Below are 13,744 nucleotides of genomic sequence, written 5' to 3' on the forward strand. Positions count from 1 at the left end.
TTTATTTTTGCGCGAATGTACAGATTTTAATAAGGCCGGGCACTATCGTTTTTACAAAATCTGACCTTACACCGGGTGAGAAGCACCGCATTTCTCCAAGATTCGACCTTGCACCCGGTGTAAACCCCGCATTTCTCCGAGATTCGACCGCGCACCCAGCGCAAGGTCAAATATTTCTCCAAGATTCGACCCCGCGCCCGATGTAAGCCCCGCATTTCTCACAGATTCGACTGCGCACCCGATGCAAGGCCAAATATTTTCTAAATATTCAATCCACACATATCCGGTAGCTCCCCGATCTCAATCGGTACACAGCCTTCCCATCCTTCAACCCCACGGACGTGATACCCTCCTGCCCTTTCTCCATACGAACGGACTTCTCCGATTTAGCGGGCAGATATAAAATAGCCGTCGTATTAGCGGGGATGGTTGCCTCGTATATATAGCCCCTCTTTTGGATTTGCCATCCACTCTCGATACGGCCATAGGCGGAATCGTAATGACCCCGGATGAACGAGAAGGTTCCGCCGATACGGGGTTGAAGGATGATGTGCTTATAGGCGGGTTGTTCCTCATCCCGCTGGATACCCAAGGTATAAGCTATCATCCACTCCTCGATAGCGCCATACGAATAATGGTTGAAAGAGTTCATATCCACAGGGCCGAAGCCATTTACCAACGTGTAGGAATTCCAACGTTCCCAAATCGTGGTTGCGCCTTGCAGGACAGGGTATAGCCATGAAGGATAGGCGGTTTGCTCAAATAATTTATAGGCGACATCGTCATAACCATTGTCGGATAATACCAAATTCAGGTAAGGCGTACCGATAAAGCCAGTGGTAAGCGTATAATTATGTTTCTTGATATTCTCTACCAGATGCCGGATCGCCAAGGGTTTGTTTTTCTCATTGAACAGATCAAACTGGAGAGGAACCACGTATGAGGTCTGCGTATCTACGATTTTCGCCTCGGTAGCCGCCGTTCCGGGCCACATACCTACTTGCGAATCCTTGCCAAAGATAGATTCCACCGTCGGGGCGAACGTGCGTCCTTCCTCGTTTACGAACAGGTCGTTAAAAGACCTCTTCACGTTCTCGTAGAAAGTACGGAAACGCCTTTGGTCCGCGTCCTTCCCTAAACGTTTCGCTACCTGCTCCATAATCAAAGCGTCGTAGGCGGAGTAAGCGGTGTTCGTCAACATGGAATTCGTCGGCTCGATAGCCAGCCAATCGCCGAAACCACCGAAGGGCTGTACATAGCGTACGGCACGACGCTCCAAATAATCCATATAAGCGACCATGGAAGCGTAATGCTGCTCCAGAATACGCACGTCTCCGTATTGTTGATACATTTGCCACGGTACGATCACACCGGCTTCCATCCATCCCATGGCACCTCCGCCATCCTCCGCGCCGTGAGGCGGGAAACCGACTACGGGTATATAGTTCGCGTAACTACCGTCATCTCCTTGATTATCCCGGACCGAGTAGAGCCAACGGGTGTAAAACGGATCGACATTCATATTATAAGTAGCCGTACGGGCAAATACCTGCGCATCCCCTGTCCAGCCCATACGCTCATCCCGTTGCGGGCAATCAGTCGGAACCGACAAGAAATTACCCCGTTGGCCCCAGATGATATTATTAAACAAACGGTTGACACGCTCGTCCGACGTCTCATAACCGCTCGTCCGCGCACCGATAGATTCCAGCACGATCCCTTTCACCGCCTCCAAGGGTAACGGCTTGTCCAACCCGTGAATCTCCACGTAACGGAAACCATGGAACGTAAAGCGAGGCTCATACGTCTCACCCGCCGCATCCCCTTTCAAGATATAACGATCCGTGGAAAGGGCGCTCCGGTAATTATCCGTATAGACTTGCCCTTTCTTCTCCTTATACATCGCGATCGTATATGGGGCGACAGGTTCGGTAGGGATCGTTTCCGGATAATTCATCTCCCCGAAACGGATCGTGATTTCCTGTCCGGCCTTTCCCTTGAAAGTCAGACGAGGAACACCGACCATATTCTGCCCCATATCATAGACATAGACGCCGGGGATAGGCTCAACCACGGACTGAGCGGTCAGGGTCACATTATTTTGTATCGGGCTGCCTACATATCCTTGGATCTCCACATTTACCGGAGGAGCGGCGAATAAGGTCGCCGGTTTCCATGACGAGTCATCAAAACCCGGAGCATCCCAGCCGTTCACCTCTTTCCGGGCATCGTATTCCTCTCCATTCTGAAGGCCGTTAAAAGTGATCGGTCCCCGGTCATAACATTTCCAGCTATCATTCGTAACGATCGTCTCACGAGTACCGTCGGCATACTCGATCACGATCTTTCCCAATAAGGACTGGCGGGTTCCGTATTGATCCTGCCAACCGGTAAGGAAACCGCTATGCTCGCTCCACCATCCGGCGCCCAACATCGCCCCGATACCATTATCGCCTGGTCGTAGCAAATCCGTTATATCATACGTATTATACATGATACGGTAACGGTAATCCGTCCAACCCGGATTCAGATAATCCTTTCCAACCTTCCGCCCGTTCACCGAGAACTCGTAGACACCCCTAGCGGTAGCATATAAACGGGCGCTCTTGACCGTTTTCTCTATCTTTATCGCTTTCCGGAGCATGGGAGCGGATACGTTCTCGCCCGGATACCAGACATTGAGCTTTCCCTCCCCTTTCTCCACATAAGTCTCGGCAGGATTGTACAGAAGCGTATTCCACGTATCCTCGCTGATACGCAAGTTGGAGAATGTAGCGGTCTGCCCTTTAGGTTGCAGGAAACCGATCGCGTACAAGCGGCAATGATAAACCAACTCTCCATCCGGATAAGGATACACGGTGAAAGCCCCTTCCTTGCCTCCCCAGAAATCACCACGGCTCTTCCGGTCTTTCTCCTCGGGAGTCAAAGAGGAATTCACCAAGGTCTTTCCATCGATCTCTATATCCACGAAATATTTCAAGGCATATTGGGCCGTCGTCACCTTCAACCGGATATGATGCACCTTATGCTTATCCGAGGCTGGGATGATAGAGGCCAGACTTTCCGCCGCATCTTGCGTCGTTTTTCCATCTGTGGCATGACGTAAAATGAAACGGGCGTCCCCCGAACCATTCAAGTCCAGTTCAGCAGACACATAATTATCAGCGTCCCTCGACCCAAAGACAAATACGGCTTTATCATTACCCTCGGCAACCCGCACATCATAGTCGATCACATAATGCGAGCGATATTTGGAGAGTTGTGTCTCCGACGAGCCGATCCAACGGGCGCCACTCCATCCGGAACCCAGAAGACCGGTCTCGAACCACGCAGGCTCGGTGGAGGTAATTTCCGTTCCCGATTCATCCCATACGGAAACTTTCCAATAATAGCGAGTGGAAGGTTGCAATGCTTTTCCTTGATAAACTACGCCGACCGATTCCCCGGAAAGAACCTTTCCCGAATCATAGATATAACACCCGGCAGCCAATTGCTCCGGACTATCGGCCACCCATAACCGATAAGCCTGCCCACAGGCCCCATAGCGATCGGACTCCATCTGCCAGTTAAAACGTGGCTGACTGACATCAATTCCCAGTGGATTGGTTTGATACTCAACCTGTAGGTTCTTCAATACGGTAACCGCACCCAGAGGTAGCCATCCGGCCAGCAACCCTAAGATTATAGACAAAATACATCGTGTGCTCTTCATAATACAAAGAATTAAAATGATAACGGTACAAAAATATCCATTATCATCTTAACTCTTTGTTTCATTTTTGGGAGAAGATGTAGCAGTTTTGACACTACTCAATCTCTCCTACCATCTTGGACGGGTCTACCCAACGATCAAACTCCTCGGCGGTCACATAACCGGACTCGATAGCCGCCTCCCGCAAAGTCTTATTTTCTTGATAGGCTTTCTGGGCGATAGCGGCGGCCTTGTAATATCCTATTTTCGGATTCAAGGCGGTAACCAGCATTAAGGAGCTATCCAGATGGCGTTTGATGTTTTCGTTCACCGGGGTAATGCCTTTTACGCAACGTTCGCTGAAATTCAGGCAACCGTCACCGATCAAGCGGGCGCTTTGCAAGAAGTTCGAGATAATAACCGGCTTAAATACGTTCAACTCGAACTGCCCGTTGGAGCCGGCTATCGAGATTGTCACGTCGTTACCCATTACTTGAGCGGCGAGCATCGTCAATGACTCGCATTGCGTAGGATTCACCTTTCCCGGCATGATGGAGGAACCCGGCTCGTTCTCCGGCAAATGGATCTCACCGATACCGGCACGAGGACCTGAGCCCAACATTCGTATATCGTTCGCGATCTTCATTAAGCTGACCGCTACGGATTTCAAGGCTCCATGCGCCTCAACCAAGGCATCATGGGTAGCTAGGACCTCGAATTTATTCGGAGCGGTTACAAAAGGAAGCCCAGTCAACTCTGATATCTTCTTAGCGACACACTCGTCATAATTGACTGGGGCGTTAATACCAGTCCCAACCGCCGTACCTCCTAAAGCCAACTCGGAGATATGCGACAGGGAATCCTTTACTTTCCGTATACCATATTCCAATTGAGCCGCATAGCCACTGAACTCTTGCCCCAATGTCAATGGAGTGGCATCCATAAAATGAGTCCTCCCGATCTTCACGATCTTCATGAACTCCTCACTTTTTAGCGCCAACGCACGATACAGACTCTCCAATCCCGGTATCGTCACCTCCGCAGTCACCTTATAGGCGGCAATATGCATAGCGGAAGGAAACGTATCATTGGAGGATTGCGATTTATTCACGTCATCGTTCGGAAGCAGCACTTTCTCCTTATCCGTTAGCTTTCCTCCGCTCAGCACATGTGCCCGGTTGGCGATCACCTCATTGACATTCATATTCGTCTGGGTCCCGCTCCCCGTTTGCCATACGATCAAGGGGAAGGAGTCATTTAATTTACCCGCCAAGATCTCGTCGCATACCTTACCGATCAACTCGCATTTCTCCGGAGACAAGACGCCGGCGTCTTTATTAGCCAAAGCCGCTCCTTTTTTCAAGTAAGCGAACGCCTCTATCACCTCTTTGGGCATCCGGCTAATATCGGTGGCGATCTTGAAATTATTCACGCTCCGTTGTGTTTGCGGCCCATAATAAACGTCCGCCGGCACTTCCACCTCACCTAAGGTATCTTTCTCTATTCTATACTTCATGACACATAAGTTTTATTGATCTCTTCTATGTATAAACTATCCGGATACCGAATTGTTTATGTTACATTCACGAGTATATCATGAAAAGACATTTATTATGGAACAGAATTCAGATCATAGAGAAACGGCTTATTTCGCCTCCGATGTTTTTTAATAGTTTTTCTTCTCGTCAATAATGTATTCAGGACGGGCCTTGATCTCGTCAAAGAGGATACCGACATATTGCCCTAACACGCCGACCGTCAATAACTGTACACCTCCAAAGAAGATAATGGAAGTCATGATAGAAGTCCAGCCAACCTCGGCGTTACTGAAACCATAGATCTTGCCCAACGTGAACCAAACCGCCAAGATTATACCGACCAATACGGATATAAACCCGAGACTCGTCGCCAAACGCAACGGCTTCTTCGAGAAATAAAGCATTGCCGTCGACGCGAATTTCAACATCTTACTAATCGGATATTTCGTCTCGCCGGCGATACGCGCCTCACGCTCATAATAAAACGGCACTTGATGAAAGCCCACCCAACTTATCAAGCCACGGATATATTTTCCCCGTTCCTTAAAACGGTCGAACTCATTCATCACCTTCCGGTCCACTAAACGGAAATCCCCTGTATCCAGCGGGAAATGAACCTCGCTCATATAATTCATCACCCGGTAAAAAGCCTTGGAGGTGAACAGCTTGAAAAGGCTCTCCCCTTCCCGTGACTTTCGGACGCAATAAACCACGTTGGCATTCTCTCTCTCCTGCACTTCCAGCAGATCCGGAATCAATTCCGGCGGATCCTGCATATCGGCGTCGATGATAATCGCCAAATCAGCGTCACAGTTATTGATACCCGCCGTTACCGCCGGTTGATGACCGAAATTCCGGGAGAAGTGAATCACCTTCACATGAGGATCGGTTGCGGCTATATGATCCAACAAAGAACGTGTCTTATCCTGACTGCCATCATTTATATAGATAATCTCCGTAGGGTTCGGCAACTTTACCAAGACCTCTTTCGTACGCCGATACGATTCCTCGATCACGGCTTCCTCGTTATAACACGGGACTATAACCGCTAACTTCTTCATGCCTTTTAAGCTTTAAAGGTATAAAACTTATTTACTAAAAAATTAATCACCGTATAGAAAGCCATTCCAATCAAGTGGTTGTAGTAATGATCGATCGTAAGTCGGGAATTCAAGATCAGTACCAATCCGTACTGTAAGGCATAACAAATAATGAAAGCGATCGTGAACCGAACCGCCCCTTTCGTCCATCCGGTGGAACTTCCCTTGAAAGTCCATTGCTTGTTCCAGATGAAACTGTTTAATATGCCTGCCACATATCCCGTTAAGTTAGATAAACCTTCCCGGCATCCGAAGAGTTTCATCATCACCCAGATAACGATCATCGTTATCAAGGTATTGCTCAACCCGACTACACCATACTTAATAGCTTGCTTAATCGTCTCCATTCTTACTTATAATCTCGGAAATCTCCTCGGGTGTCAATTCCTTGACATTCGTGATCGTGAAAACATTCGAGAGGAAATCGCCGTATTGGTTACATTCATTGATCACCCGGTCCAACGTAGCTTTTATATCCGTACGCACCGGGATCAAGAACACCAACTCCACATACTGCTCACCGATCGTCAAACGCTCGATCTCGCAGTCCGTTTTCGGCAGATAATAAGCGAACTCCCGCTCGATTGTCTGCCGCTGATATTCTTGGAAAGGTTTCTTGCCTTTAGACGTCATCAAGACATAGAAACGCAGCTTCTCCCCTTTTCCTCCCAGGCCGGTCGAGATATAAATTTGTTTCTCGTCGGAGAAATCGGACTCTAAGGAGATACGAGACTCCATCAAAGCCATGTAGGCCCAATCTGTCACTTCCGGGTCCGGATGCTGAGTGTATTCCTCCAACAAGCGGTACGCACGGACGGACTTCGAGGTAGCCAATTGAGATAACAAATATCTCTTCTCGGTCTTGTCCTTGGTTTCCTCCGTCAACAAAGTGTTGTACAGGGTCTCGCACTCATCCTCCGATAAGGGACGGGGAGGCCGGTTTTCCTTCCGTACGTTTTCCGAGTATTTGAAATACTCCATCTGAAGTTCAACCGGCACACGCTGTTCTAGTATATGGAAATGTCCCTCCATCCTGCTGAAGGAATCACGGAACTTTTTGAATACATCACCTTCTTCTTTCATAGATCGTCTTTTTTCGTTATTAAACTCCCATAAACAAGAAACAAGAACAAAGGTAATGTTTTTTCCGGAATAAATAAAAATAACGTTATTTAAGCTCCCGCATAAATTAAGAACCCAAGTCCGATCACGAATAAAATAAACATCCCGACATTCAGACGATTGGAAATGGCTGGCGCTCCCTTGAACTCTTTCCAGATAAGGATGCCCCATAAAGCGGAGACTAGCGTGGCTCCTTGCCCCAATCCGTAAGATATAGCCGCTCCCGCTTTCTCGGATGCTATCATACTGAAAGATTGACCGATACACCAGATAATACCCCCCAGTACACCCACGAGATGCGTACTCATATTTCCCTTAAAATAACCGGATATGGAGACAGGCTTACCTTCCACCGGATGTTTCATCGCCAATGTGTTAAATAAGAAATTACTAACAAATACTCCTATGGCAAAAACAAATACGGCGGTATAAGGCGTCAACTTCCCGGGTGCCGGAGAAGCGAAATTCTCCATGTCCATGGAAGCGGCGACAAAACGATAGAAAAAAGCCATGATCACGCCGGCCACAACCGATATAAGGATTCCCTTCCCCGATACTTTCTTGGTACCGACCAAGGCTTTCTTATAAGCCAGGCCATTCAAGATGATGGCGACCGTGATTAAGGCTACACCGATAAAGATATAAGTCGGTTCCCCCTTCGCCGCCCCGAAATAGTTAACCAATACGCCTAGCACCAAGGCCAATCCGATCCCAACCGGAAAAGCGACCGACAATCCGCAAATGGCGATCGCCGCAGACAACAAGATATTGGCAGCATTAAAAATAATACCGCCCAAAAAGGCACTCCCTAAACTAGCGAGGTTCGCTTGCGCCAAATCCGGCAGGAAACTGCGTCCTTCCGTCCCGATGCTGCCCAAGGTAAACCCGGAAATCAGAGAGAAGAGCAAGACACCAATCACGTAGTCCCAATAGAAGAACTCATATCTCCAAGTCTTGGAGGCTAATTTCTGCGTATTCCCCCACGATCCCCAACAAAGCATCGTAACGACACAGAATATGACAGCTAAAGAATAATCTTGTACGATATACATAAAAATACTATTTAATAGATGGTTGATGCATCATATAATTCTCTATCAAGGAAGCGACCTCCGTAGGCGGCATCTTCTCGATCAAACGAAGATCACGGCCATTGGGATTTGCCACCCAATTGTTAGTCCCCTCATCATCTACGACATGAAAGGTTCCTCGCTCTACATCGAAATAAGGCTCATAACCTTTTATAGCGACCAATACCGCCGTATGATCCCAGCTCATGCGCCCTTCCGGGTCTCCCTCCGCGAAACAAAGGGCATACGCTTCTTTTACAGGACTGTTCTCCACGTTCATTTGCACCAGTTTCTTTCCGGTCAAGATTACGTTCCCGATCTCAAAACCGCTAAAGACAATCTCTGTAGGCCATTCCTCCGCTACGACTTTAGAGGCAGGGACATCGCAATACACGTTAAATTCTTTTCCTTCCGGAAACAGGCCCGCCATAGAAACCAAACGTTTCACTTTCTTGGCGACTAATTCCTTTCCGGAGAGATCGCTATATTCATCAGCTCCCGATTGAAGCAAATCCCTTAAATTAGAGAAGAAACCGATCGTACAAATAACAACACTGGTATCCGGTTGTTCGCTCAGAATCTTACGATACACCTTCAGAGCATCCGGAGCGTCGGAAGTCTTCGCCGTATGATGCGGATAGTTAGCGGGTAACTCGTCAGTCCACTTCGTTTTATGCCAAGTAGTCAAGGAGGCCCCCGGTTCGCTCTTTGGTGCCCCTACCGGTATGGCCGGACGGTTGAAATAAGTATTCAGCACCTCAATGCAAGGCACCACCCGCTCATCATGGTTGGAGGAAAGAGTCGCAAGGATATTTACCTGACCGCTATCCGCCAAGGCATGCATCAAGGCCATAGCGCCCACATCATCATAGTCCGGACCTAAATCAGTATCTAGAATAAGATTTACCGGTTGAGGCTTATCGGTTTGAGGAATATTTTTCGACACATTTCCCTTACAGGAAATCAACAAGGCAAATAAGCCCATCAGAAACAATGATTTCTTCATAATCTTTATAATTTATTGGTGAACAATCTCTTTCGGAGCATCCGAGTAAATCAGTATCTCGCTGAAATGAACGGAGACATCATTACGTGGATTTAGCCATTTAAACGTAGCCGTATGTTTTCCCTTGGGCAGCTGATACTTCCAGAACAGGTCGTTCCTACGAGTCGTATAGGATGCCGGAAGGTTCGCCGTCTCAACCAGCTCCCCATCTAGGTACATCTCTACTCTCGCTACGTATTTATCATCTTTAGCGTTCACAAAGCCTTTGAATACGGCGCCTGTTCCCTCAAAAGGCAGTTCTCCTACATCGGGCAAATTCTTATTAACCGCCACTTTCTCTATCGGATACATACCCTCGAAAGCCTTCTCGTAACGAACGGCTACAGGTTGCTGGCATTTGATCGTCACCTCGTCACCTGAAACGGAACCGCCGTTGCGCTCTATCACTTGCAACGCTTGATCGAAGCCCATTTGGTAAGTCTTATTCAATGAGATGGTCGTATAGGCAAAATCCATATTCTCCACTTCTCTCAAGTTCTTCATCCAATAATCCGGTATATGGCTATAACCAAGGATTGTTCCTAAGATACCACCCGCGGAGGCTGGGTTGCAATCCGAGTCTTGTCCGCAACGGGTAGAGATATCCAATGTTTTATAGAAATCTCCCTCACCATAAAGCAAGCCGATAAGAATGTATGCGCTATTGATCACGGCATCAATATTGAACGGAACAAAAACACCATCCGGACAACCAATATCCGAGCTCCATTTCTTCTCACATTCAAACCAAGTGCGTTTCCAATCGTCCGGATATTCCTTATGCCAGCGGATCACATCGCTCATACATTTATAATAGGTACTTTGCTCCGGTATCGTCTTCAATGCCTCGGTCACGATAAACTCGATATCATCCGAGATAAACGATAACGAATACATCGCCCCGACATACACACCGCCGTACCAACCATCTCCATAATTCATGATATGCCCGATCTTATCAGAAATCTCGGAAGCCGTATTCGGCATACCCGGCGACATCAGTCCGGCATAGTCCGCCTCGATCTGATAATCCAGATCATCCGCATGCGGGTTATTCAGCCAATGACCGGATGCCGGAGGCATGATCCCTTGTAAAATATTATAACGTGCCGACTGGTTAGCATGCCACAACGTATATCCTGCCGTAGCGAACGCCATGGCGAACGAGTCTACAGGAGTATCCAATCCCAACCGGTCAAAGACATCTACGAATGTAAGGTCCATATAAACATCATCGTACAATCCGGGCACATTCTCGTACCACCATTTGATATACCCGTCCGGCCATACGATCGGTACGTATTCTTGAATCATTGTTCCGTTATATTTGAACTCCGTCGGACCACCATACGTACAGCCTATAGTCTGTCCGGCCCAACCTCCCTTAATCTTATCCATCAACTTTTCTTTACGGATCGTAAACTCAGCGGGCACCGTCGTTTGATCCTTTGCCAAGGGTTGTTGGGAACATGAGGTCGCCCCTAGAAATAAAGAGGCGGCCGTTATCACCGCAAATACTGTTTGTTTCATAATATTAGATTGTTTTTTTTAGATTAATCAAAGATATCTACCTCATTCCGATAAGGAGCGGAAGATTGCGCTCCCACACGGGTCACGGAAATGGCGGAAGCTTTGCAAGCGAATCTCACGGCTTCCCTTAAATCCCGCCCCTCAGCCAAAGCCACCGTTAAAGCGCCGTTGAAAATATCCCCGGCCGCAGTAGTATCAACGGCTTCCACTTTTATCGCAGGAACCATATCTACCATGGAATCACAGTAAATCAAAGCTCCTTTTGAACCTAAAGTAATGATTACGTTCTGTACCCCCATCTCCATTATAACTCGCGCAGCCTTCTTCGCGGAAACCTCATCCGTGATCTTCACGCCGGAGATCATCTCCGCCTCTGTCTCATTCGGGGTAATCATATACAGATGACGGAGTAACGCAGCCGACAAAGGTTGAGCTGGAGCCGGATTCAAGATTACCCGTTTGTTCTTCATCGATGCTATCTTAGCGACAAACTCAACAGTATCCATAGGAATCTCCAATTGCATTAAAATCAAATCGGCTTTTTCTATCGCCTCTTCCGATTTCGCTAAATCAGAAGGTAATAGATTAGCATTAGCTCCGGAGGCCACCACAATACAGTTTTCAGCATGAGCATCCACCGTAATCAACGCTACGCCAGATGGATTCTTCGGATCTGAGAAAATATAGGAAGTATCAATCCCCTCTTCCTCAAATAGCCGCTGGGATTGATGTCCGAATATATCACTGCCTGTTTTACAAATAAACGAGACCTGTCCCCCTAACCGGGCAACAGCAACCGCTTGATTCGCTCCTTTCCCACCCGGATTCATAAAAAATGTTCCTCCTAATACGGTCTCCCCCGTCCGGGGGAGATGATTCGTCTTTATGACCATATCGGTATTGCTACTTCCAACAACCAATATATTATGATTTCGCAAGTCTTTCATGCTTTTCTCTTATTAATCATTCGTTTAACAAAAATATCATATATTCCGCTTGGTACACCAGATTTCATGTTAATTTAAATTCATTCACCGATGTCGCAAATATAAAAAGATCCAAAATATAAAAATCATCAATTAATCTTCATCGCAGATAAACCCCAATCGATATATTTGCATCATACAATTTCTCATATTCACTATATATCAAACACTTGATAATATCAAAAGTTCCATGAATAACACATACATATTATTAGTGCTTGTCAATATCTTGACAAAAGCTGAGAAAAGATATTTCCACCTTTACGCAAACCTTCAAAAGGGGATAAGATATACCTCGCCCTTTTTAATCTAATAGATGCTAATACGTCTTCCGAACAGCTGTATACACGCTTTTGTCAGATTCAAGGTTGAATTAGATAAAGCAAAAAAATTAGCGGATAGATTAATGCCAAAGCAAGTCATGACGTATGTAAAACCCGGCTTTCCATAATACCACTCATCTGCTGCAACGCCCAATCCACCAATCCTTGGATATGGGGAATAAGACTTAATCCTCTTTCCGTTAAGCAGTATTCTACTCGGGGAGGAACTTCCGCATAGATCTTTCGTTCGATCAGACCATCCGATTCCAACGTGCGCAAAGTTACGGTCAGCATACGTTGCGATACATCCGCGATGGTTTTATGGATATCACTAAAACGCATGGTACCATTGGCGCTTAAAGTGATAAGCACTAACATAGACCATTTATCTCCTAGCCGGCTCAATACGTCTCTTACGGGGCAATTCCCTGTCGGATGAAAGTTTTTCATTTTTTAACCTTTTCTATTTACTTGAATCTCAACAATGGTTACATCCATGTAAGTTCCTTATTTATAAGTGCCTTCTTGTTTTCTCTAAAAAAGGGACTTACTTTTACACCACAAAAGTAATAAACTTACGAAAAATAACTATTGTATCACTTAATAATTTACGATTATGGCAAAGAAAGTAGCAGTTTTAGCGGTAAATCCAGTAAATGGATTTGGTTTGTTCCAATATTTGGAATCATTTTTCGAGAATGGCATTACTTATAAAGTATATGCGGTAGCCGATTCAAAAGAGATCAAAACGAACTCTGGCATAGCTTTGACAGTAGACGATGTGATCGCTAATTTAAAAGGGCATGAAGATGAATACGACGCAATGGTATTCGCTTGTGGCGATGCGGTTCCTGTTTTCCAGCAGAACGCTAGCAAACAATACAATATCGATCTAATGGATGTGATTAAGAATTTCGGGGAAAAGGGTAAGATTATGATTGGACATTGCGCTGCTGCTATGCTCTTCGACTTCACCGGAATCACGGAAGGAAAGAAGCTCGCGGTACATCCGTTGGCTAAACCTGCCATTAGCAAAGGACAAGCTACAGATGAGGATTCCGTAGTCGATGGCAATTTCTTTACAGCGAAAGAAGAACATTATATCTGTACTATGATGCCTCAAGTATTGGAGGCCTTGAAGAAATAAGTTCTAGGACAAATAAAGCCAACTATTTGAACAAGACAAAATGTAAGGGATGGACTATTCGCATAAATCCTCCCTTACAAATTTCAAGTTAGTTAGAAAAATCGGTTACAATCCAATACCTTATCTGTACTTCCAAAGTATCTTAGCTTCATCAGCAAAGTATCTTAGGTTCGTCGGCAAAGTATGTTAAGT

The 13,744-nt window shown here is 46.5% G+C and carries 11 protein-coding genes; 1 reads left to right on the forward strand and 10 read right to left on the reverse strand.

Annotation, left to right across the window (positions count from 1 at the left end; genetic code table 11):
* Nucleotides 1-268: 268 nt before the first annotated feature.
* The 10 genes from DWX33_RS10145 to DWX33_RS10190 form a co-directional block, all read right to left on the reverse strand.
* Nucleotides 269-3,712, reverse strand: a complete 3,444-nt coding sequence (locus DWX33_RS10145) for an alpha-L-rhamnosidase (protein ID WP_122380325.1) — start codon at nt 3,710-3,712, stop codon at nt 269-271.
* 94 nt (nt 3,713-3,806) lie between these two features.
* Nucleotides 3,807-5,207: a class II fumarate hydratase gene (gene fumC, locus DWX33_RS10150; protein ID WP_122380326.1), complete on the reverse strand. Its 1,401-nt coding sequence runs from the start codon at nt 5,205-5,207 to the stop codon at nt 3,807-3,809.
* Nucleotides 5,208-5,357: 150 nt separating this feature from the next.
* The gene (locus tag DWX33_RS10155) at nt 5,358-6,290 is read right to left on the reverse strand and encodes a glycosyltransferase family 2 protein (protein WP_005858063.1); all 933 of its coding nucleotides are present in this window, start codon (nt 6,288-6,290) and stop codon (nt 5,358-5,360) included.
* Between the two features lie 5 nt (nt 6,291-6,295).
* Nucleotides 6,296-6,676: a GtrA family protein gene (locus tag DWX33_RS10160; RefSeq protein WP_005858065.1), complete on the reverse strand. Its 381-nt coding sequence runs from the start codon at nt 6,674-6,676 to the stop codon at nt 6,296-6,298.
* On the reverse strand, nt 6,663-7,412 hold the full coding sequence (locus DWX33_RS10165) for a hypothetical protein (protein WP_044544715.1): 750 nt from the start codon (nt 7,410-7,412) through the stop codon (nt 6,663-6,665). The genes DWX33_RS10160 and DWX33_RS10165 overlap by 14 nt, the downstream gene beginning before the upstream one ends.
* Before the next feature lie 89 nt (nt 7,413-7,501).
* Nucleotides 7,502-8,503 carry a GRP family sugar transporter gene (locus DWX33_RS10170; protein ID WP_057325921.1) on the reverse strand — a complete coding sequence of 334 codons (1,002 nt, stop codon included), beginning with the start codon at nt 8,501-8,503 and terminating at the stop codon, nt 7,502-7,504.
* A gap of 7 nt (nt 8,504-8,510) precedes the next feature.
* Nucleotides 8,511-9,527, reverse strand: a complete 1,017-nt coding sequence (locus DWX33_RS10175) for a nucleoside hydrolase (RefSeq protein WP_122380327.1) — start codon at nt 9,525-9,527, stop codon at nt 8,511-8,513.
* Nucleotides 9,528-9,539: 12 nt separating this feature from the next.
* On the reverse strand, nt 9,540-11,096 hold the full coding sequence (locus DWX33_RS10180; RefSeq protein WP_122380328.1) for an ADP-ribosylglycohydrolase family protein: 1,557 nt from the start codon (nt 11,094-11,096) through the stop codon (nt 9,540-9,542).
* Between the two features lie 23 nt (nt 11,097-11,119).
* On the reverse strand, nt 11,120-12,043 hold the full coding sequence (gene rbsK / locus DWX33_RS10185) for a ribokinase (protein WP_122380329.1): 924 nt from the start codon (nt 12,041-12,043) through the stop codon (nt 11,120-11,122).
* 458 nt (nt 12,044-12,501) lie between these two features.
* Nucleotides 12,502-12,855: a helix-turn-helix domain-containing protein gene (locus DWX33_RS10190; protein WP_048927806.1), complete on the reverse strand. Its 354-nt coding sequence runs from the start codon at nt 12,853-12,855 to the stop codon at nt 12,502-12,504.
* A 166-nt stretch (nt 12,856-13,021) separates the two neighbouring features.
* Between DWX33_RS10190 and DWX33_RS10195 the strand changes: the two genes are divergently transcribed.
* Nucleotides 13,022-13,552: a DJ-1/PfpI family protein gene (locus DWX33_RS10195; RefSeq protein ID WP_005858081.1), complete on the forward strand. Its 531-nt coding sequence runs from the start codon at nt 13,022-13,024 to the stop codon at nt 13,550-13,552.
* Nucleotides 13,553-13,744: the final 192 nt, after the last annotated feature.

It is taken from the genome of Parabacteroides sp. AF19-14, from assembly GCF_003635485.1.
GTDB classification, from domain to species: domain Bacteria; phylum Bacteroidota; class Bacteroidia; order Bacteroidales; family Tannerellaceae; genus Parabacteroides; species Parabacteroides distasonis.

What these genes read in the sequence shown, in the direction of transcription:
- DWX33_RS10160 (WP_005858065.1), bottom strand. Translation starts at nt 6,676, where the DNA reads ATGGAGACGATTAAGCAAGCTATTAAGTATGGTGTAGTCGGGTTGAGC.
- DWX33_RS10175 (WP_122380327.1), bottom strand. Translation starts at nt 9,527, where the DNA reads ATGAAGAAATCATTGTTTCTGATGGGCTTATTTGCCTTGTTGATTTCC.
- DWX33_RS10145 (WP_122380325.1), bottom strand. Translation starts at nt 3,712, where the DNA reads ATGAAGAGCACACGATGTATTTTGTCTATAATCTTAGGGTTGCTGGCC.
- fumC (WP_122380326.1), bottom strand. Translation starts at nt 5,207, where the DNA reads ATGAAGTATAGAATAGAGAAAGATACCTTAGGTGAGGTGGAAGTGCCG.
- DWX33_RS10195 (WP_005858081.1), top strand. Translation starts at nt 13,022, where the DNA reads ATGGCAAAGAAAGTAGCAGTTTTAGCGGTAAATCCAGTAAATGGATTT.
- DWX33_RS10165 (WP_044544715.1), bottom strand. Translation starts at nt 7,412, where the DNA reads ATGAAAGAAGAAGGTGATGTATTCAAAAAGTTCCGTGATTCCTTCAGC.
- DWX33_RS10170 (WP_057325921.1), bottom strand. Translation starts at nt 8,503, where the DNA reads ATGTATATCGTACAAGATTATTCTTTAGCTGTCATATTCTGTGTCGTT.
- DWX33_RS10180 (WP_122380328.1), bottom strand. Translation starts at nt 11,096, where the DNA reads ATGAAACAAACAGTATTTGCGGTGATAACGGCCGCCTCTTTATTTCTA.
- DWX33_RS10155 (WP_005858063.1), bottom strand. Translation starts at nt 6,290, where the DNA reads ATGAAGAAGTTAGCGGTTATAGTCCCGTGTTATAACGAGGAAGCCGTG.
- DWX33_RS10190 (WP_048927806.1), bottom strand. Translation starts at nt 12,855, where the DNA reads ATGAAAAACTTTCATCCGACAGGGAATTGCCCCGTAAGAGACGTATTG.
- rbsK (WP_122380329.1), bottom strand. Translation starts at nt 12,043, where the DNA reads ATGAAAGACTTGCGAAATCATAATATATTGGTTGTTGGAAGTAGCAAT.